General features: G+C 52.6%; 14 protein-coding genes and 1 pseudogene. 11 read left to right on the top strand and 4 right to left on the bottom strand.

The annotated features are described in order from the left end of the window. The first annotated feature begins 1 nt into the window (after position 1). Complete coding sequence (gene rcsC, locus HV345_RS08235; protein ID WP_053389233.1) at positions 2-2,848, top strand: two-component system sensor histidine kinase RcsC; 2,847 nt, start codon at positions 2-4, stop codon at positions 2,846-2,848. Positions 2,849-2,960: 112 nt separating this feature from the next. Here rcsC and rcsB read toward each other — a convergent pair whose 3' ends face one another. Both rcsB and rcsD read right to left on the bottom strand, forming a co-directional pair. Beyond that, the gene (gene rcsB / locus HV345_RS08240; RefSeq protein ID WP_003027592.1) at positions 2,961-3,611 is read right to left on the bottom strand and encodes a response regulator transcription factor RcsB; all 651 of its coding nucleotides are present in this window, start codon (positions 3,609-3,611) and stop codon (positions 2,961-2,963) included. A 16-nt stretch (positions 3,612-3,627) separates the two neighbouring features. After that, positions 3,628-6,297, bottom strand: a complete 2,670-nt coding sequence (gene rcsD, locus HV345_RS08245; protein WP_016157016.1) for a phosphotransferase RcsD — start codon at positions 6,295-6,297, stop codon at positions 3,628-3,630. Between the two features lie 738 nt (positions 6,298-7,035). Here rcsD and HV345_RS08250 point away from each other — a divergent pair. The 6 genes from HV345_RS08250 (at position 7,036) to mgtE (ending at position 14,359) form a co-directional block, all read left to right on the top strand. Next, the gene (locus HV345_RS08250) at positions 7,036-8,136 is read left to right on the top strand and encodes a porin OmpC (protein WP_016153787.1); all 1,101 of its coding nucleotides are present in this window, start codon (positions 7,036-7,038) and stop codon (positions 8,134-8,136) included. Between the two features lie 115 nt (positions 8,137-8,251). Beyond that, positions 8,252-9,304 carry an FAD:protein FMN transferase ApbE gene (gene apbE / locus HV345_RS08255; protein WP_016153786.1) on the top strand — a complete coding sequence of 351 codons (1,053 nt, stop codon included), beginning with the start codon at positions 8,252-8,254 and terminating at the stop codon, positions 9,302-9,304. A 79-nt stretch (positions 9,305-9,383) separates the two neighbouring features. Continuing rightward, positions 9,384-10,448: a bifunctional DNA-binding transcriptional regulator/O6-methylguanine-DNA methyltransferase Ada gene (gene ada / locus HV345_RS08260; protein WP_181636482.1), complete on the top strand. Its 1,065-nt coding sequence runs from the start codon at positions 9,384-9,386 to the stop codon at positions 10,446-10,448. After that, entirely contained in the window at positions 10,448-11,098 is a 651-nt protein-coding gene (gene alkB / locus HV345_RS08265) for a DNA oxidative demethylase AlkB (RefSeq protein WP_016153784.1), read from the top strand. The genes ada and alkB overlap by 1 nt, the downstream gene beginning before the upstream one ends. A 75-nt stretch (positions 11,099-11,173) precedes the next feature. Beyond that, positions 11,174-12,817, top strand: coding sequence for a multidrug ABC transporter permease/ATP-binding protein (locus HV345_RS08270; protein WP_016157011.1), 1,644 nt, complete (start codon positions 11,174-11,176; stop codon positions 12,815-12,817). Between the two features lie 105 nt (positions 12,818-12,922). Next, complete coding sequence (mgtE, locus tag HV345_RS08275; protein ID WP_016153782.1) at positions 12,923-14,359, top strand: magnesium transporter; 1,437 nt, start codon at positions 12,923-12,925, stop codon at positions 14,357-14,359. Here mgtE and HV345_RS08280 read toward each other — a convergent pair. Next, positions 14,322-15,569 (bottom strand): SulP family inorganic anion transporter, encoded by a 1,248-nt coding sequence (locus tag HV345_RS08280; protein WP_181636483.1) that lies wholly within the window; start codon positions 15,567-15,569, stop codon positions 14,322-14,324. The two genes, mgtE and HV345_RS08280, sit on opposite strands and share 38 nt — an antisense overlap. Before the next feature lie 278 nt (positions 15,570-15,847). Between HV345_RS08280 and mqo the strand changes: the two genes are divergently transcribed. Further along, positions 15,848-17,509, top strand: a complete 1,662-nt coding sequence (mqo, locus tag HV345_RS08285; protein ID WP_016153779.1) for a malate dehydrogenase (quinone) — start codon at positions 15,848-15,850, stop codon at positions 17,507-17,509. Between the two features lie 47 nt (positions 17,510-17,556). Here mqo and eco read toward each other — a convergent pair. Next, a pseudogene (eco, locus tag HV345_RS08290) lies at positions 17,557-18,054 on the bottom strand (serine protease inhibitor ecotin). 413 nt (positions 18,055-18,467) lie between these two features. Here eco and napF point away from each other — a divergent pair. The 3 genes from napF to napA are packed head-to-tail and all read left to right on the top strand — an operon-like array spanning position 18,468 to position 21,695. Next, the gene (napF, locus tag HV345_RS08295) at positions 18,468-18,959 is read left to right on the top strand and encodes a ferredoxin-type protein NapF (protein ID WP_181636484.1); all 492 of its coding nucleotides are present in this window, start codon (positions 18,468-18,470) and stop codon (positions 18,957-18,959) included. Continuing rightward, positions 18,949-19,212 carry a chaperone NapD gene (gene napD, locus HV345_RS08300; RefSeq protein ID WP_016153776.1) on the top strand — a complete coding sequence of 88 codons (264 nt, stop codon included), beginning with the start codon at positions 18,949-18,951 and terminating at the stop codon, positions 19,210-19,212. Before napF ends, napD begins: the two co-directional genes overlap by 11 nt. Further along, entirely contained in the window at positions 19,209-21,695 is a 2,487-nt protein-coding gene (napA, locus tag HV345_RS08305) for a nitrate reductase catalytic subunit NapA (RefSeq protein ID WP_016153775.1), read from the top strand. The genes napD and napA overlap by 4 nt, the downstream gene beginning before the upstream one ends. Positions 21,696-21,697 lie beyond the last annotated feature (2 nt).

Raw genomic sequence — 21,697 nt, forward strand, 5'->3', positions numbered from 1 at the left:
TTTGAAATACCTTGCTTCCGTTCATTCAACGCTAAAAGTCTCACGCTATCTGTTCAGGGCGTTGGCGCTCCTGATCTGGGGGCTAATCGCATTTGCCTCCGTTTTCTACATCGTGAATGCGCTGCACCAGAGAGAGTCCGAGATTCACCAGGAGCTTAACCTCAGTTCCGATCAGGCCCAACGTTACATTCAGCGCACCTCTGATGTGATTAAAGAGCTGAAATATATCGCGGAGAATCGCTTAACGGCGGAAAACGGTGTGATGTCGTTGCGCGCGCGAGATGATAAAACCGCCGTGCCAAACTTCGAGCCGCTGTTTGCCGACTCCGACTGCTCGGTGATGGGCAACGCCTGGCGAGGTTCGCTGGAATCGCTGGCGTGGTTTATGCGCTACTGGCGGGATAACTTTTCCGCGGCCTATGATTTGAATCGTGTGTTCCTGATCGGCAGCGACAACCTTTGCATGGCCAATTTCGGTCTGCGTGATATGCCTGTCGAACGTGACGGGGCGTTGAAGGCGCTGCATGAGCGCATTATTAAGTATCGCAATGCGCCGCAGGACGAAAACGGTAATAACCTGTTCTGGATTAGCCAGGGGCCGCGGCCGGGGATAGGCTATTTCTATGCGCTGACGCCGGTTTATCTCGCTAATCGCCTGCAGGCGCTGTTGGGTGTGGAACAGCCTATCCGCATGGAGAACTTTTTCACGCCGGGCAGTTTGCCGATGGGAGTGACCATCCTTGATGAAAATGGCCATGCGCTGATTTCGCTCACCGGCCCCGAGGGGAATATTAAGGCTGAACCTCGCTGGATGCAGGAGCGCTCCTGGTTTGGCTATACGTCGGGTTTTCACGAACTGGTGCTGAAGAAAAACCTGCCCCCGTCATCGCTAAGCATTGTTTATTCAGTACCGGTCGATCTGGTGCTGGAGCGGATCCGCATGATGATCCTGAACGCTATTCTGCTGAATGTGTTGGTTGGCGCGGCGTTATTTATGCTCACGCGCATGTATGAGCGGCGCATTTTTATTCCTGCGGAAAGCGATGCCCAGCGTCTGGAAGAGCACGAGCAGTTTAACCGTAAAATCGTGGCTTCTGCGCCGGTTGGGATTTGTATTCTGCGTACGATAGATGGCATTAACATCCTGAGTAATGAGCTGGCGCACACCTATCTCAACATGCTAACGCATGAAGACCGGCAACGGTTAACGCAAATTATCTGCGGCCAGCAGGTCAATTTTGTTGATGTGCTGACCAGCAACAATACCAATCTGCAAATCAGCTTTGTGCACTCGCGCTATCGTAATGAAAACGTGGCAATTTGTGTGCTGGTTGACATCAGCGCGCGCGTTAAAATGGAAGAGTCGTTGCAGGAGATGGCGCAGGCGGCGGAGCAGGCGAGCCAGTCCAAATCGATGTTCCTTGCGACGGTAAGCCACGAGCTGCGTACGCCGCTGTATGGCATTATCGGTAACCTTGATTTGTTGCAAACCAAAGAGTTACCCAACGGAGTGGATCGCCTGGTGACGGCGATGAACAACTCTTCCAGCCTGCTGTTGAAAATTATCAGCGATATTCTCGATTTCTCGAAAATTGAATCTGAACAGCTGAAGATTGAACCGCGCGAGTTTTCACCGCGTGAAGTAATGAATCATATTACGGCTAACTATCTGCCGCTGGTGGTTCGCAAACAGCTGGGGTTGTACTGCTTTATCGACCCGAATGTACCGGTGGCGCTCAATGGTGATCCGATGCGTTTGCAGCAGGTGATTTCCAATCTGCTGAGTAATGCTATCAAGTTTACCGATACCGGCTGCATTGTGCTGCACGTGCAGTGCAACGAAGACTATCTCAGTATTCGCGTGCGTGATACCGGGGTTGGGATCCCTGCCAAAGAGGTCGTCCGCTTGTTCGATCCTTTCTTCCAGGTGGGAACCGGCGTACAGCGTAATTTCCAGGGTACCGGGCTTGGTTTGGCTATCTGTGAAAAACTGATCAGCATGATGGATGGGGATATTTCCGTCGATTCTGAACCGGGAATGGGTAGCCAGTTTATGCTGCGTATTCCGCTTTATGGCGCGCAGTACCCGCTGAAAAAAGGTATCGAAGGGCTTGTCGGTAAACGTTGCTGGCTGGCGGTGCGTAACGCGTCGCTGTACCAGTTTATTGAATCCAGTCTGGCGCGTAACGGGATGACGGTGCAGTGCTATGAGGGACAGCAACCGGATGCGGATGACCTGCTGATTGCCGACGATGTGCTGGACCAGGCGTGGCAGGGACGTGCCGCGGTGATTTTCTGCCGTCGTCATATCGGTATTCCGCTGGAAAGGGGGCCTGGGGAGTGGGTGCACAGCGTGGCATCGCCTCACGAATTGCCCGCGCTGTTGGCGCATATCTACAGCCTTGAGCTGAGCAGTGAAGAGCTTTCAACGGCGTTGCCAGCCCCGGATAAAGTTGCTGCAACTAACGATGACATGATGATTCTGGTGGTCGACGATCATCCTATCAACAGGCGTTTACTGGCCGATCAGTTGGGATCGTTGGGGTATCAGTGTAAAACCGCGAATGACGGCGTGGACGCACTCAATGTACTGAGTAAAAACCATATCGACATCGTGCTGAGCGACGTTAACATGCCGAACATGGATGGTTATCGTCTGACCCAGCGTATTCGCCAGTTAGGATTAACCCTGCCGGTTGTCGGCGTGACGGCTAACGCGCTGGCTGAAGAGAAGCAGCGTTGTCTGGAGTCAGGTATGGATAGCTGTCTGTCTAAGCCGGTGACGTTAGATGTATTGAAGCAGACGCTGACGGTCTATGCGGAAAGAGTGAGAAAGGCGCGGGAATAAAAGAGGCCGGATGGGGACGTTTGCCTTATCCGGCCTACGTAACACGCACAATATCGTGTCATTCGTAGGCCTGATAAACGCCGTGCCATCAGGCACGTCGATGTTAAAAGAATTACTCTTTGTCTGACGGACTCAGCGTGACGGAAGAAAGGTAATTCAACAGGGCGATATCGTTTTCCACACCGAGTTTCATCATTGCCGACTTTTTCTGGCTGCTGATGGTTTTAATACTGCGGTTGAGTTTTTTCGCGATTTCAGTAACCAGGAAACCTTCGGCAAACAGGCGCAGAACTTCGCTCTCTTTCGGTGACAGACGTTTGTCGCCGTAACCGCTGGCGCTGATTTTTTCCAGCAGACGAGAAACGCTTTCCGGGGTGAATTTCTTACCCTTCTGCAGCGCGGCAAGCGCTTTCGGCAGATCTGTTGGCGCGCCTTGCTTCAGGACAATTCCTTCAATATCGAGATCCAGTACCGCGCTCAGGATTGCCGGGTTGTTGTTCATGGTGAGAACAATAATCGACAGGCTCGGGAAATGGCGCTTGATATACTTAATTAACGTGATCCCGTCACCGTATTTATCTCCTGGCATGGAGAGGTCGGTAATCAACACATGAGCATCTAACTTAGGCAAATTGTTGATCAGTGCAGTGGAGTCTTCAAATTCGCCGACAACGTTTACCCACTCGATTTGCTCAAGTGATTTACGAATACCGAACAGTACAATCGGGTGGTCATCGGCAATAATTACGTTCATAGTGTTCATGTATTGGGCTACCTTGCTACAGCAAGCTCTTGACGTAATCGTCAATGTCGCTGATGTATTTTTCTATACCTGGAGCATCTTTCTCTTGAATAAGATGTTCCAGCGCTTCACATAACTGCTTGCCGGGTACCAGATTAAGCATGGCAAACACGCCTTTCAGGCGATGGGCCGTTTGGGCTAACGCAGCGAAATCGCTGGTTGCTGCCTCAGTATACAACCTCTTAACATCATCCGGTACTGTGTCTACAAAGAGTGCATAGTAACCACTGGCATGAAGTTCGGCGTTTTCATCTCCGCCGAGGGGGAGTTCCTGGATCTCTTCTTGTGCCAGCTGCTCTTCTATCAGCTCGAGGACAGCTTCCTGCATAGCATTGCTCATATTAAAGTTGACGCGCAGCTGACCAGGGCCAATTTTCCGCACGCCAGACTCATCATCGCTTAAAAGAAGGCCTGAGGCAGTAAGATTAGACGGATTATCTGTTAAAAAGAGATCATATTCTTGACTATTCAACCGCTCATCAGGCGTGATGCAGGTTGCTCCCCAGTTCTCCAGTTGGCGTAATACGATGCTGCGTACGTCATTAGAGGTGACATCAACCATTATGCAGACGTCATCTAACAAACGCTCTTCACTTTCAGCATGTTGATCGTGCAGCGGCATTTTAACATGGACTATATAACGTGTTCCAAGTTCTTCCCGCGCTTTAATGTTCAGGTGTCCACCTAGCTTGCGGGCGAGCTGATCGCATAACCAGAACGTCAGCGGGTTGGCCTTGCTATACCGATCGCCCTGGGTGTCATTGATGAACGGGAAGTGCAGGTTATCAACTTCATTCAACGTGACACCTTGCCCGGTATCCAGAATGCGGAAGGTCAGGCGTTCAGTCTCCGACTCATCCTGGTCGACTTCCAGCGTGATTTTGCCAATTTGCGTGGTGGTTACCGCATATTGGATCAGCAACAGCAAAATACGGCGCAGGGCATCGCGGTCGCCGCGGCGTTCATCATGGGCGCTAAGGTGATTTTTAATCAGTAGCTGCAGCCCTTTACGTTTAATGGCTGGCAGAACCTCCGGAACCACGTCATCAATTAACGACTGCACGGAAAACAGCGTCGATTCACTTTTCCAGGCGTCGCTTTCCAGCAGGTTGGCCAACTGGATTTCATCTACCATACGCACCAGAACGTCTGCCTGATTGGCCAGTTTCTGGCTGTCCGGGCTATTCAGTGCGGCAGCATTAGCGGCAAGTGTTTTAGCCGGGTCTTTCAGTGCGCTGCCGATATTCTGCATAAAGGCCGCCCGGGCCTGCTGGTTTTTCTCATACAGTCGCTGCGCTTGCTTCAGCTTCTTATTAACCAGCACTTCGCGGTCCTGGTCACGAATAATAAAGATCTGCGTTCTCGATGAGATCTGGCTACGGAACAGCCGGATCTCATACAGCTCATTATTGATGGTGGCCTGAATCACCCCCTGATGCTGCTCCGCCATACTGGTAATGTTTTGCAAATTTAAATGCGGTAACAGGTGGTCGGCAATTTTATTGCTGATAACCGTGCGGTTTGCTTCTTGATCGTGCACCAGCAAGCCCAGAGGCAGCAGGGACACAATCTCTTCATTGATGGCGCGCAGAACACGCAGTTCATTATTTGCCGCAAGGTTTGGTGCCACTTCGGTGGAACGGGCAGGAAGGTGGCGAAAGGTGGTATAGCCAAACAGCGCCAGGGCCAACAAAGCAATGTTGAGTAACAGCGGCAGCAGAATGCTTTGTAAGGTGTCGAGCAGCAATGAGCCAAACGGAACCTGCCACACCAGCCGCATATCCGTTGAGTTTAGCGCCGAAGAGATCTCAATTTTACTGTTGTTGAAATTAATGCTGACGCTGTCAGGCGACTCTTTTTCATTCAGATGCTCGGTTGTTGACGTGGCATCTGGAACCAGATGGAAGCTGTCCAGCGGCATGCCGGGTGGGATCAAGTCATTAATCGGCAGATCAAAGGCGACAACGGTTGCCAGATGTCCAGGCTGATTAAAGGTCGTGCGTAGCGTGAAGTAATGCCCGTTCTGCCACGCCAGACGGCGCAGTGAAGAGAAGCTTTCACGTTCATCCAGCGCATTGGCCTGTTGTAACATTTCCGCGCGCCGTGAATCGACAATATTACCAATCGTCGACTCTTTAAAACCGGAAGTCAGATCTTTTAGCGGCAACGTTGAGATAAGGATCAGGCTATTGTCCTGACCATTCAGGTAATACATAGACCACGGAACATTTTCCGCGCCCCACAGCGTATCAAGATAGGTTGAGATGCGTTGGGTCATCTCCAGCGTAGAACTGTCATGGGAACCGAAAATCAACGCCTCGGTCTTTCTGCGCGGTTTCTCAAGATAATAGACGTCTTGTTTCAGACGCGTTTCCTGCAGTCCTTCTGCACCAGGTGAACTGGCCGTGGCGGCAATATTGTCATAGATTTGCCAGGTCACGTATCGCCAGGTATCGACCCTTTTATGAATGGCATGGGTGATATCGACAATCTGATAGCTCTTATCCTTTAACCAGGTGTTGACGGCGCTCTGGACCATAACGCCCATCATCACCAACAGCACAACGATCAGTAATAAGAAGAAACGGGTAATACTTCCCGGTAGCAGGGAGAATCGGGTAGAAGCCGTTGTGTCAGACTGACTCATTCGTGTTTATGACCTGTTAAACGACGCGAAAGATGAAGGGGCAGTATAAAGGGTAATATATGAATTGCCACACTTACACCACGCCGGATGGCCCGCATTTTTTACGCTCCATTCTGTTGCAGCTATGACAATGCAAAGGTGTACAGTGGATAAAGGCGGGTACAAATATTTGTACGGAATGTATACATTTAGCATTAAATAACAAGAAATTATTAATCAGATTTATATCTGAATACGACGCAATGAGATAGTTAATAGTTGTTATAGTTTTGCATCGGTAGCACAGAACGGTAAGTTTTGTGTAAAGAAGGGTAAAAAAAAACCGAACGCGAAGCATTCGGTTGAAATAGGGGTAAACAGACATTCATGAATGAATGACGGTAATAAATAAAGTTAATGATGATAGCGGGTCTATTTTAGTTGCGAGTGAAGATTTTGTTTTGTCATTCAGTGCTATAACTATTTTCAAGGTAACCTATTGATTTTAAATTTAATTAAAATGGTTCTTGATTATTTGTGCTTATTTTGCCTGTTTTTTGATTTTAAAAAAGTTCCCTCGTATTAATATTTTGAAACACCTATGCAGATAAATGAAACACCTTAAAAGTTTTAGTATCATATTCGTGTTGGATTATTCTGTGTTTTTGCGGAGAATGAAGTTGCCGACTGGTTAATGACCTTAATCAGTATGCAGTGGCATAAAAAAGCAATAAAGGCATATAACAGAGGGTTAATAACATGAAAGTTAAAGTACTGTCCCTCCTGGTACCAGCACTGCTGGTAGCAGGCGCAGCAAATGCGGCTGAAATTTATAACAAAGACGGCAACAAATTAGACCTGTACGGTAAAGTAGACGGTCTGCACTATTTCTCTGATGACTCCACTAAAGATGGCGATCAGACCTATATGCGTATCGGCTTCAAAGGCGAAACCCAGGTTAACGACCAACTGACCGGTTACGGCCAGTGGGAATACCAGATTCAGGGTAACTCCTCTGAAAACGAAAACAACTCCTGGACCCGTGTGGCGTTTGCTGGTCTGAAATTCGCTGACGTAGGATCTTTCGACTACGGTCGTAACTATGGCGTAGTTTACGACGTAACGTCCTGGACCGACGTTCTGCCGGAATTCGGCGGCGACACCTACGGTTCTGACAACTTTATGCAGCAGCGTGGTAACGGCTTCGCGACCTATCGTAACACCGACTTCTTCGGTCTGGTTGATGGCCTGAACTTTGCCCTGCAGTACCAGGGTAAAAACGGTAGCCCGGAAGGCGAAGGTATGACTGGTGTGACCGGCAACGGTCGTGATGCGCTGAGTCAGAACGGCGACGGCGTTGGCGGATCTATCACTTATGATATCGGTGAAGGCTTCGCGCTGGGTACTGCAGTCACCAGCTCCAAACGTACTGACGAGCAGAACCGTCTGAACTTCGGTACCGGTGACCGTGCTGAAACCTACACTGGCGGTCTGAAATACGACGCGAATAACGTTTACCTGGCAGCACAGTACACCCAGACCTACAACGCAACGCGTGCGGGCAACCTGGGCTGGGCTAACAAAGCACAGAACTTTGAAGCTGTTGCGCAGTACCAGTTCGACTTCGGTCTGCGTCCGTCCGTGGCTTACCTGCAGTCCAAAGGTAAAGACCTGAACAATGGTTACGGCGACCAGGATATCCTGAAATATGTTGATGTTGGCGCGACCTACTACTTCAACAAAAACATGTCTACCTATGTTGATTACAAAATCAACCTGCTGGATGACAACCAGTTCACCCGTGATGCTCGCATCTCTACCGATGATATCGTAGCGCTGGGTCTGGTTTACCAGTTCTAATCTGCGCTCATGTCGTTAAAAGGCCCTGCGGGGCCTTTTTTAATGCCGTTTTTTCGTCGTACAAACAACGATTTTTGGTGTACTCTTGCGCCCGTTCGCATGAGGATAATTACGTATGGAAGTGAATTTCTATCGCGCAGCACTACTGGCTGTGACGATCTTTTTTGTCGGGTGCGATGAAGCCCCGAAACCTGCCCAAACCACACAACCTGCCACCGTTCTGGAAGGTAAAACCATGGGCACTTTCTGGCGGGTTAGTGCGGTGGGCGTAGATGCCAAACGCGCCGGGGAACTGCAGGCGAAGATCCAGGCTCAGCTGGATGCCGACGATCAGCTTCTCTCTACCTATAAAAATGATTCTGCGTTAATGCGCTTTAACCTGTCGAAAAGCCTGTCGCCATGGCCGGTTAATGATGCTATGGCCGATATCGTGACTTCGGCGCTACGCATTGGCGCAAAAACCGGTGGGGCCATGGATATTACCGTGGGTCCGTTGGTCAATCTGTGGGGCTTTGGCCCGGATCAGCAACCGGTGCATATTCCTACGCAGGCGCAAATTGACGCCGCAAAAGCGCAAACCGGGCTTTCACATCTGAAGGTTGTTAATGAGGCGCATCGGAACTACCTGCAAAAAGATTTGCCCGAGCTGTACGTGGATCTCTCGACCGTTGGCGAAGGTTATGCCGCCGATCATCTGGCACGATTAATGGAGCAGGAAGGGATCGCCCGTTATCTGGTATCCGTTGGTGGAGCATTGAACAGCCGCGGTATGAATGCAGACGGGCTTTCGTGGCGAGTCGCGATTCAGAAACCGACCGATCGCGAAAACGCGGTGCAGGCGATCGTCGACATTAACGGGCATGGCATTAGCACCTCCGGCAGCTACCGTAACTATTATGAGCTGGACGGTAAGCGCCTTTCCCATGTTATTGATCCGCAAACCGGTCGTCCGATTGAACACAACCTGGTATCTGTAACGGTAATCGCACCAACGGCGCTGGAGGCTGACGGCTGGGATACCGGATTGATGGTTCTCGGCCCGGAAAAGGCCAAAGAGGTTGTGCGTCGTGAAGGACTCGCGGTCTATATGATTATAAAAGAGGGCGAGGGGTTTAAAACCTGGATGTCGCCGCAGTTTAAAAGCTTCCTGCTCAGCGAAAAAAATTAATAAGCAAGATTGCGGGTTTTTGTATCCGGCTATGGGGACACACTGAGGCTAAGCGCTATGCTTGACAAAGGAGTCCATAATGAAAAATCGTATACGCATAACTGATGATGACCGCTGGCAGTCCGTTGTGGATCGTGACGCCGACGCTGACGGTCAGTTTGTTTTCGCCGTCCAGACTACCGGCATTTTCTGCCGTCCGTCCTGTCGGGCGAAACATGCGCTGCGCAAAAATGTCACTTTCTTTGCCGATGCCCGGCAGGCGCTGGCCGCCGGTTTTCGTCCCTGTAAACGTTGTCAGCCGGATAAAGACAGCGCCCACCAGCATCGGCTGGAGAAAATAGCCCACGCCTGCCAGTTGCTGGAGCAGGAATCTCCCCTCACGTTGGACGAGCTGGCGCAGCAGGTGGCGATGAGCCCGTATCACTTACATCGCCTGTTCAAAGCCACAACGGGCATGACCCCCAAAGCGTGGCAGCAGTCCTGGCGCGCCCGCCGTCTGCGCGATGCGCTGGCGAAAGGCGTTCCGGTAACGCAGGCAATTCTCAACGCCGGATTTCCCGATAGCAGCAGCTACTACCGAAAAGCGGATCAGACGTTAGGCATGACCGCAAAGCAATTTCGTAAAGGTGGTGACAACGTTTCTGTACGCTATACCCTGGCAGATTGCTCTCTGGGTCGCTGTCTGGTGGCGGAAAGCGAACGCGGTATCTGCGCGATCTTACTTGGTGATGATGACGCTACGTTGGTTGCGGATCTGCATGAGCTGTTTCCGGCCGCTCAGGATGTGCCAGCAGATACCGATTTTCAGCAGCGCGTGCGCGAAGTGATCGCCGCAATCAATGCGCGTGACGCGCCGTTATCGCTGCCGCTGGATATCCGCGGAACCGCATTTCAGCAGCAGGTGTGGCAGGCGTTGCGCGCAATTCCGTGCGGCGAAACGATGAGCTACCAGCAACTGGCCAGCGCCATTGGCAAACCGAAGGCGGTGCGTGCGGTAGCCAGCGCCTGTGGGGCGAATAAACTGGCAATCGTCATCCCGTGTCACCGGGTGATCCGCGGCGATGGCGCGCTTTCGGGCTACCGGTGGGGCATTGCGCGCAAAGCACAGTTACTGCAACGTGAAACGACTGGCGAGGAAACATAATGCTCGATCTCTTTGCGGATGCGAAACCCTGGCAGGAGCCGCTGGCGTCAGGCGCGGTTATTCTGCGACGCTTCGCTTTTGACTGCGCACCGTCTCTGCTGCAGGCGATAGCGGCTATCGCCAGACAGTCGCCGTTTCGCCAGATGGTGACGCCCGGCGGCTACACGATGTCGGTGGCAATGACCAACTGCGGTCGTCTGGGTTGGACAACGGATCAACATGGTTACCTTTATTCTCCTTTTGATCCGCTAACCGGCGCGCACTGGCCGCCGCTGCCGGATGCATTCGCTGACCTGTGCCAACAGGCAGCGACGGCGGCGGGCTATGCTGATTTTCAACCCGATGCCTGTCTGATTAACCGCTACACGCCAGGGGCAAAACTGTCCTTACATCAGGATAAAGACGAGCCCGACCTGCGGGCGCCGATTGTCTCGGTGTCGCTAGGATTGCCGGCCATCTTTCAATTTGGCGGCTTGCGCCGTAATGACCCCTTAAAGCGTTTGCTGCTGGAACATGGCGATGTGGTGGTGTGGGGCGGTACTTCGCGGCTGTTTTATCATGGGATCCAGCCGCTTAAGACGGGGTATCATCCGTTGACCGGAGACTGTCGCTACAATCTGACGTTTCGTCAGGCGGGTAAAAAAGAATAAAAATAAGAATTATTATTGCTGTCAGCGAAGAGATGTTTAAACTGCGGGCTGTTATTACTTGTCCGGGTTGTTCGCATGGAACTTTTACTTCTTGTCTGGCGGCAGTATCGCTGGCCATTTATCAGCGTCATGGCGCTCAGCCTCGCCAGCGCTGCGTTGGGGATTGGGCTGATTGCGTTTATCAACCAGCGTCTGATTGAAACGGTCGACACCACGCTGATGGTGCTGCCGGAGTTTCTTGGCCTGTTGCTGCTATTGATGGTTGTCACTCTCGGCTCTCAGCTGGCGTTGACCACGCTCGGCCACCACTTTGTCTACCGTCTGCGTAGCGAATTTATCAAACGTATTCTGGATACCCACGTCGAGCGTATTGAACAGCTTGGCAGCGCCTCGTTGCTGGCCGGTTTAACCAGCGATATTCGCAACATCACCATCGCCTTTGTTCGTCTGCCTGAGCTGGTGCAGGGGATTATCCTGACCATCGGATCGGCGGCGTATCTGGCGATGCTGTCGACCAAAATGCTGCTGGTGACGGCTATCTGGATGGCAATCACCATCTGGGGGGGATTTGTGCTGGTGGCGCGGGTGTATAAGCACATGGCTACCCTGCGCGAAACAGAAGACAAGTTGTACAACGATTATCAGACGGTGCTGGAAGGGCGCAAAGAGCTGACGCTCAACCGCGAGCGCGCCGAGCATATCTTTAATCAGATGTACGTCCCGGATGCCAAAGAGTACCGTCACCATATTATTCGCGCCGATACCTTCCACCTGAGCGCGGTCAACTGGTCAAACATTATGATGCTGGGCGCCATTGGCCTGGTGTTCTGGATGGCCAATAGTCTGGGCTGGGCGGATACCGCCGTGGCGGCGACTTACTCACTGACGCTGTTATTCCTGCGTACGCCGCTGCTCTCTGCCGTTGGCGCGCTACCGACCCTGCTCACTGCGCAGGTGGCTTTCAACAAGCTGAATAAATTCGCACTGGCACCTTTTAAGGCCGAATTCCCGCGCCCAACCGCTTTTCCAAACTGGCAAACGCTGGAACTGCGTAACGTGGTTTTCCACTATCAGGATAATGCCTTTTCCGTAGGGCCGGTCAATCTGACGATTCATCGCGGTGAACTGATTTTCCTGATTGGCGGCAACGGCAGCGGGAAATCTACGCTGGCGATGTTACTGACCGGGCTATACCAGCCGCAGTCAGGTGAAATTTTGCTTGATGGTAAGGCCGTGGCTGTTGAAAAGCCGGAAGATTATCGCAAGCTGTTCTCCGCCGTGTTTACCGACGTCTGGCTATTCGACAAACTGCTGGGGCCGGAAGGTAAAGAAGCCAATCCGCAGCTGGTAGCGAAGTGGCTGGAACATCTAAAGATGGGTCACAAGCTGGAGATGAACGATGGTCGCATCCTCAATCTGAAGCTGTCGAAAGGGCAGAAGAAACGCGTGGCGCTGCTGCTGGCTTTGGCGGAGGAGCGCGACATCATTCTGCTGGATGAATGGGCTGCCGATCAGGATCCCCATTTCCGTCGTGAGTTCTATCAGGTCCTGTTACCGCTGATGCAAGAAATGGGTAAAACTATCTTCGCCATTAGCCATGACGATCACTATTTTATTCACGCCGATCGTCTGCTGGAAATGCGTAACGGACAGTTGAGTGAACTGCTGGGCGATGAGCGTGATGCCGCCTCGCGTGACGCGGTGGCCCGCACTGCGTGATCCCACATGCCGCCGGTTTTTTATCCACCCGGCGGCACTGTTTATTGTTATTTACATAAATCGGCATCATGATTAATGATATTTCATATAATGGATTTATGATTAATGCCTGTAACAAACAAAAACAGCGCCAGACTGCGTGATGAAGAGCGTGCGCGTCTTATCTGGCTGCTGACCACTGATAAAGCCGTTGTTTCAACGCTATTGGGCAAGCTTACCCTGGCTGAGCAATATGACGTCGGCACGTTAGCCGACGATATTGCTGAGGTAGGGGCGCTGGTCGCCCACCTGCCGCCGCCCGATCTGGCGGATACCCTCGAAGCATTACCTTCTGAAGAGCGTCACGCCCTGTGGCGGCTGGTCGAAAGTGAAAAGCGCGGTAACGTCCTGCTTGAGGCGTCTGAAAACGTCTGGGACGACCTGATCGATGAGATGAGCGACCGTGAGCTGCTGGATGCGTTGCAATACCTTGATATCGACGAACAGATTTATCTGGTTCAGCACCTCCCTCGTAACCTCACGGGTCGACTGCTGGCGACGTTACCGGCCGAGGAGCGGGCGCGCGTCCGCCAGGTGCTGCACTACGAGAAGAATCGCGTCGGTGCGATTATGGAGTTCGAAGTTATCACCGTGCGTCCGGACGTGACGCTGGAAGTGGTGCAACGCTACCTGCGGCGGCTGGGAAAAATGCCGGAGAACACCGATAAACTCTTCGTGACCGACCGCAATAAAGTGCTGGTCGGGGAACTGACGCTCACCTGTATTCTGCTCAATGATGTGCAGCGAAAAGTCAGCGAGGTGATGGAAGATGATCCGCTCACCTTTTCTCCGGAAGATATCGCCGAACACGCCGCGCGAACCTTTGAACGTGACGACCTGGTCAGTGCCGCGGTCGTTGACTCTTCAGGAAAACTGATGGGCCGTTTAACCATCGATGAGATCGTCGATGTGGTCTATGAAGAAACTGATACCGATCTGCGTCGAATGGGCGGCTTAAGCGCCGGAGAGGATGTGTTTGCCCCCGTCACGAAAGCGGTAAAAACCCGCTGGGCGTGGTTGGCCGTTAACCTTTGTACCGCCTTTATCGCTTCGCGAGTGATCGACGGCTTCGAACATACAATTTCGCAACTGGTCGCGCTGGCCTCGCTGATGCCGATTGTGGCGGGGATCGGCGGCAACACCGGGAATCAAACCATCACCATGATTGTTCGCGCGCTGGCGCTACAAAATATTCAGCCGGGAAACCTGACGTTTTTGATCCTGCGCGAAATGGGCGTGGCGTTGATTAATGGCCTCGTGTGGGGCGGAATTATGGGCGGCATTACCTGGTGGCTGTACGATGACATGGCGCTCGGCGGCGTGATGACCCTGGCGATGATGCTCAATTTGCTGATGGCGGCGTTGATGGGCGTTATTATTCCGATGACGATGGTGAAGCTCGGGCGCGACCCGGCGGTCGGCTCGAGCGTCATGATTACGGCAATCACCGATACCGGTGGTTTCTTTATTTTTCTCGGTCTGGCAACGCTGTTTCTGATGTAGCCGCACGTTTGCCTCTGACGATACGCGGCAGAATGAGCATCGTCATCACCCCGGCAACCACGCCAAGCGCCAGGTTGCCGGTTGACACCGTCGCCGCGACGGTCATTAGCATCACCAGCGTTTCAGTAACGGGGAGTTGCCGCAGCGTAACGGGCTGGATGCTGTGCCAACTGAAGGTTTTCACCGCCACAATCACCATAATTCCCGCCAGCACCGACATGGGGATTTTCGCCATTACTTCGCTTAACGCAGTGACCAGCAACAACAGCACCAGCCCGGCGGCGACCGTCGAGACGCGGCTGCGTCCTTTGCCCATCTCGACGTTAACGATGGTTTGACCAATCATCGCACACCCGGCGATGCCGCCATAAAAACCGGCCAGAATATTGGCTATCCCCAGCCCGGCGCTCTCGCGATTCTTATTCGACGGCGTAGCCGTCAGGTCATCCACCAGACGGGCGGTTAACAGCGACTCCATTAATCCGACAAAAGCGATGCTCAGCGCGCAGGGCCAGATAATCGCCAGCGTTTGCAGGTTGAGTGGTACCAATAACTGCGTGAATCCCGGCAGGCCGCCGCGCATTGAACCTTCGTCACCGACGGTCGGTAATAGTTGTCCGCTGGTGACAGTGAACACCGTCAGCAGCACGATGGCGATAAGCGGCGCGGGGATCGCTTTAATAAACCGCGGAACCCACAGCACAATCAACAGGGTCAGGACAAACAGCCCCCAGATTAGCGGGCTTTTACCCCAGAAATGCGGGACCTGGGCAAAGAAAATCAAAATACCCAGCGCGTTCACAAAACCGGTCATGACGGCTGTAGGAATGAATCGCATCAGACGCGCCATCCCCAATACGCCAAACAGGATCTGAATAATCCCGGCCAGCACCACCGCAGGCAGGATGTACTGGACGCCGTGTTGATGCACCATCGGGCCAATCACCAGCGCGACCGATCCTGCCGCTGCGGTAACCATTGCCGGACGGCCACCTAAAAATGACATTGCCAGGCACAGTACGACTGAAGCTATCAGGCTGACTTTAGGATCGACGCCGGCGATAACGGAAAAAGAGATCACTTCCGGGATCAGCGCCAGGGCGGTTACCACACCGGCCAGCGTTTCGCGAACCAGTAAACGGGGTTGGCGCAGCACTGCGCGCGTCGCGTGCTCCGCTACTGCGACAGAGGAGGGTTGAGTGGCAGACATCGTTACTCTTAGGTCAAAAATGGCCCGATACAGCAGACCGACAGGCATCCGTGCGGTGAATAGCAAAGCGCAGCATAGTACCTGTCTGACGGACCGGTTTCCAGAAATGATTGTCAATAACCGTATAAACTATCAACGTATTAATAACATTTTTAAAAATTAAATATAATTTATAAACAATATTTAAATATTTTTACTTAAGTGTTACCGTTGATGCCGCTCGATTTTCACCTGCATTAAAAGCAAAAAAGCGATACTAAAAGTAAGGCATTAACATTATGAAAAAAGTGACTGCCATGCTCTTCACCATGGCCGTTGGGCTGAATGTTGTCTCGATGGCGGCAAAAGCGAAAGCGGCGGAAGAGCAGGAAACGGATGTACTGTTGATTGGCGGCGGCATCATGAGCGCCACGCTGGGAACCTATTTACAGGAGCTGGAACCGCAATGGTCAATGACCATGGTTGAGCGACTGGATGGTGTAGCGCAGGAAAGCTCTAACGGCTGGAATAACGCCGGAACAGGCCACTCCGCACTGATGGAGCTGAACTACACGCCTAAAAAGGCCGACGGTAGCATCAGCATTGAAAAGGCAGTCGAAATCAACGAAGCCTTCCAGATCTCCCGCCAGTTTTGGGCCTATCAGGTCAATAATGGCGTAATGCATGAACCACGCTCATTTATCACCACCGTTCCGCACATGAGTTTTGTCTGGGGTGACGAGAACGTGAACTTCCTGCGTGCCCGTTACACCGCACTGCAGCAGAGCACGTTATTCCGTGGCATGCGTTATTCCGAAGATCACGCGCAGATTAAAGAGTGGGCGCCGCTGGTCATGGAAGGCCGCGATCCGAAGCAGAAAGTCGCGGCAACGCGTACCGAGATTGGTACTGACGTAAACTACGGCGAAATCACGCGCCAGCTGATTGCCTCGTTGCAGAAAAAGCCCAACTTTGCGCTGCAGCTGAGTACCGAAGTGCGTGGCTTTAAACGCAATGCCGACAATAGCTGGACCGTCACGGTCGCCGATCTGAAAAATAACGAAGCGGAACATGATATTAAGGCGAAGTTTGTCTTTATCGGTGCCGGTGGCGCTGCGCTGAAGCTGTTGCAGGAAACCGACATTCCGGAAGCGAAAGGTTATGCCGGATTCCCGGTTGGCGGGCAGTTCCTGGTTGCGGATAATCCGGACGTGGTGAATCGCCACCTGGCGAAAGTGTACGGCCAGGCCTCCGTTGGCGCGCCGCCGATGTCCGTGCCGCACATCGATACCCGTATCCTTGATGGCAAACGCGTCGTGCTGTTTGGGCCATTCGCGACATTCTCCACCAAGTTCCTGAAAAACGGTTCATTGTGGGATCTGCTCAGCTCGACCACCACCTCGAACTTTATGCCGATGGTCAACGTGGGTCTGGATAACTTCGATCTGGTGAAATATCTGGTAAGCCAGGTGATGCTCAGCGATGACGACCGTTTTGCCGCGCTGCAAGAGTACTATCCGCAGGCGAAAAAAGAAGACTGGCGTTTATGGCAGGCGGGCCAGCGTGTGCAGATCATTAAAAGTGATGCGGAGAAAGGCGGTGTACTGCGTCTGGGTACCGAAGTCGTCAGCGATAAAGAGGGCACCATTGCCGCGCTGCTGGGCGCTTCTCCGGGGGCATCAACCGCGGCGCCGATTATGCTGCATCTGATGGAAAAAGTGTTTAAAGATAAAGTGGCCAGCCCTGAATGGCAGGCGAAACTGAAAACCATTATTCCGTCTTATGGTACCAAGCTGAACGGTAACGTTGAGGCTACGGAACAAGAGCTGCAATACACCAGTGACGTTCTGGGGCTGAAATATGACAAGCCGCAGGCTGCTGATGAAGCGCCGAAACCTCAGCTGAAACCTCAGGCGCAACCGCAGCCTGAGCAGAAAGCTGTAGCGGATATCGCACTGTAAATAAAATGTCGGATAAGGCGGTACGCCGCCCTCCGGCACATTCTTACTTATCGCGCGACTGCGTCCTGAATCTTCTCTTCCGCTTTCCAGATACGGTATTTCACTTCCACGTTCTCCGGCGTATAGACCACAATCGGTAACTTGCTGTTGTAGCGCAGCATGCCGTCATCACCCAGATACGCGGTAATAAATTTCTTCTCTTTCTTACCGTCCGGGCAGGCCATCATGGTTGAAACCGGAGACGTCACTTTGTCGAAGACATAGTAGTCATATCCCCAACCTTCCAGCGTTTTGCTGTCCAGTTCTCCGCCCAGGCGGTGTTGGTTGCAGTCAACTTCCAGCGTTTATCCGATTAGCAGTTCTACTTTCAGAGTAGATTCATCTTTCTCAGGAGTAAGCTGGATAACCTGGCGCTTCATACCCTTTTCCGCCTTAGGATAAGGGGCGACTTTTTCCAGCGGCTGAGCGCCGGCATCGTTACTGGCAGCCCATGCAGAGGCGCTGGCAAAGGCGGCGAAAAGTACGGCAGGGACAATTGTTTTCATCTTATTGTTCACAGTGTTTCCTTTCTTCTGTCTTATGAACGAGTCTGGGGCAGGTTAACATATTTACATAATCGATTAATCTGGATTTACTTATATTTTAAGTGTATTTGGTAGAGGTCTGCTTTCAGGGTAGCGATATATTCTAAGAATAATCTTAATTATAAGATCATTCTCTTTTTGAGTTGTTCGTTATATACGGTTTTATATAACTCATTGAAATGTGAGCAAAAGCGCATTTTTTCCCGCCAACTCAACACTCCTTTGATCCGGCAACAGCATTTACCCCGATTGGGGTATGCACCTCTAACACATCCTGAAATATCTTACGACTAAAAATAACTACTCATAAATAGTGCAGTTTTTTATGTCGTTCAACCCGCCAGGGAAGGGCGTCATTATGGAAGGACAATGTCATGGTTGATTTATCCCGTCGAGGCATGTTGACAGGCAGTTGGCGAAACGCCAACTCAGGGATCCGTCCGCCCTGGAGCAATGAAGACTCTCACTTTCTGGCCCATTGCCTTCGTTGTGACGCCTGCATCCAGGCGTGTGAAACCGACATCCTGCAGCGAGGCCAGGGCGGTTACCCGAGCGTAAATTTCAAACACGGCGAGTGTAGCTTTTGCTATGCCTGCGCAGAGGCCTGTTCTGAATCCCTTTTTCTTCCGCGCCACACCAGGGCATGGGATCTGAATTTTACGATTGGGGAAAACTGTCTCGCATATCAGTCCGTTGAATGTCATCGCTGTCAGGATAGCTGTGAACCCATGGCTATAACCTTTCGTCCCACGCTGTCCGGCATTTATCAGCCGCAGCTCGACAATCAGGACTGTAACGGATGTGGCGCATGTGTCGCTATCTGCCCGGTATCAGCCATTAACGCGGAGTACAACCATGGACAATAACTGGCAGGTCTGCAGCCTGGTCGTTCAGGCCAAAAGTCAGCATATCAATGATATCGCCACGCAGTTGCGTTCGTTCCCAGGTTGCGAAGTTGCACTCAGCGATGTGGAAAGCGGTCAACTGATCGTGGTGGTGGAAGCTGAGCACAGCGAAACGTTAATGAAAACTATTGAGTCAGTGCGCAACGTTGCGGGCGTGCTGGCGGTGTCGCTGGTTTATCACCAGCAGGATGAGCAAGGTGAGGAAACACCATGAAACTCAGTCGTCGTAGCTTTATGAAAGCTAACGCCGTTGCGGCCGCTGCGGCGGCTGCCGGGTTAAGCGTGCCGGGCGTAGCCCGTGCGGTAGTCGGTCAGCAAGAAGCCATCAAATGGGACAAAGCCCCGTGCCGTTTTTGCGGGACGGGCTGTGGCGTATTGGTCGGGACGCAGCAAGGGCGTGTTGTGGCATGCCAGGGCGATCCGGATGCGCCGGTTAACCGTGGGCTTAACTGCATCAAAGGTTACTTCCTGCCGAAAATCATGTACGGAAAAGACCGTTTAACGCAGCCGATGCTGCGCATGAAGGACGGTAAGTATCACAAAGAAGGCGAGTTCACCCCGATTAGCTGGGACCAAGCCTTTGACGTGATGGAAGAGAAATTCAAAACGTCCCTGAAAGAGAAAGGCCCGGAGTCTATCGGTATGTTCGGCTCGGGTCAGTGGACGATTTGGGAAGGTTATGCCGCTGCCAAATTGTTTAAAGCGGGTTTTCGTTCGAATAACATCGACCCGAACGCGCGTCACTGCATGGCGTCAGCGGTAGTCGGCTTTATGCGTACCTTCGGTATGGATGAACCGATGGGCTGCTATGACGATATCGAGCATGCAGATGCTTTCGTCCTGTGGGGCGCGAATATGGCGGAGATGCACCCGATCCTGTGGTCGCGCATCACCAACCGTCGTCTGTCCGATCCCAATGTTAATGTCGCGGTGCTCTCCACCTTCCAGCACCGCAGCTTTGAGCTGGCGGATAACGGCATGGTCTTCACGCCGCAAACCGATCTGGTGATCCTCAACTACATCGCTAACTACATCATTCAAAACAATGCGATCAACCAGGATTTCTTTAGCAAGCACGTTAATCTGCGTAAAGGCGTGACGGACATCGGCTACGGTCTGCGTCCAACCCACCCGCTGGAAAAAGCGGCGAAAAACCCGGGATCCGATGCCTCTGAGCCGATGAGCTTTGAGGATTACAAAGCCTTTGTTGCCGAGTACACGCTGGATAAAACCGCCGAAATGACCGGCGTACCGAAAGATCAGCTGGAACAGCTGGCGCAGCTGTATGCCGATCCGAAGAAAAAAGTCATCTCCTACTGGACGATGGGCTTCAACCAGCATACCCGCGGCGTGTGGGCCAACAACCTGGTCTATAACCTGCACCTGTTGACCGGTAAAATCTCCCAGCCAGGCTGCGGTCCGTTCTCTTTGACCGGTCAGCCTTCCGCCTGCGGTACCGCGCGTGAAGTCGGTACGTTCTCCCACCGTCTGCCTGCGGACATGGTGGTTACGAACGAAAAACACCGCGATATCTGCGAGAAGCACTGGAATATTCCGGCGGGGACCATTCCGGCAAAAATCGGTCTGCATGCCGTGGCACAAGACCGTGCGCTGAAAGATGGCAAGCTCAATGTCTACTGGGCGATGTGTACCAACAACATGCAGGCCGGTCCGAACATCAACGAAGAGCGTATGCCGGGCTGGCGCGATCCGCGCAACTTCATCATCGTCTCCGATCCGTACCCGACGGTCAGCGCTCTGTCGGCCGACCTGATCCTGCCGACCGCGATGTGGGTAGAGAAAGAAGGTGCTTACGGTAACGCGGAACGCCGTACACAGTTCTGGCGTCAGCAGATTAAAGCGCCGGGTGAATCGAAATCGGATCTGTGGCAACTGGTGCAGTTCTCTCGTCGCTTCAAAACAGAAGAAGTGTGGCCGGAAGCGCTGTTGGCACAGAAACCGGAACTGCGCGGAAAAACGCTGTATGACGTACTGTTTGCCACGCCTGCAGTGACGAAATTCCCGGTGGCTGAACTGGCTGAAGATCAACTGAACGATGAATCCCGCGAGCTGGGTTTCTATCTGCAAAAAGGGCTGTTCGAAGAGTACGCCTGGTTTGGCCGCGGTCACGGGCATGACCTTGCGCCATTTGACGATTACCACAAAGCGCGCGGTTTACGCTGGCCGGTCGTTGAGGGCAAAGAGACCCAGTGGCGCTACAGCGAAGGCAACGACCCTTACGTGAAAGCGGGCGAAAGCTACAAGTTCTACGGTAAGCCGGACGGCAAAGCGGTCATCTTCGCGCTGCCATTTGAACCTGCCGCAGAAGCGCCGGATAAAGAGTACGACCTGTGGCTGTCTACCGGACGTGTGCTGGAGCACTGGCATACCGGCAGCATGACGCGTCGCGTACCTGAGCTGCACCGTGCTTTCCCGGAAGCTGTGCTGTTTATCCATCCGCTGGATGCAAAAGCACGCGATCTGCGCCGTGGCGACAAAGTCAAAGTGGTTTCCCGTCGTGGTGAAGTTATCTCGATAGTTGAAACGCGCGGGCGTAACCGTCCACCGCAGGGGCTGGTCTACATGCCGTTCTTCGACGCCGCACAGCTGGTGAACAACCTGACGCTGGATGCGACGGATCCGCTCTCCAAAGAGACGGATTTCAAGAAGTGCGCTGTGAAACTGGCGAAGGTGTAACG

The organism is Citrobacter sp. RHBSTW-00986 (genome assembly GCF_013783065.1).
Classification (GTDB): domain Bacteria; phylum Pseudomonadota; class Gammaproteobacteria; order Enterobacterales; family Enterobacteriaceae; genus Citrobacter; species Citrobacter braakii.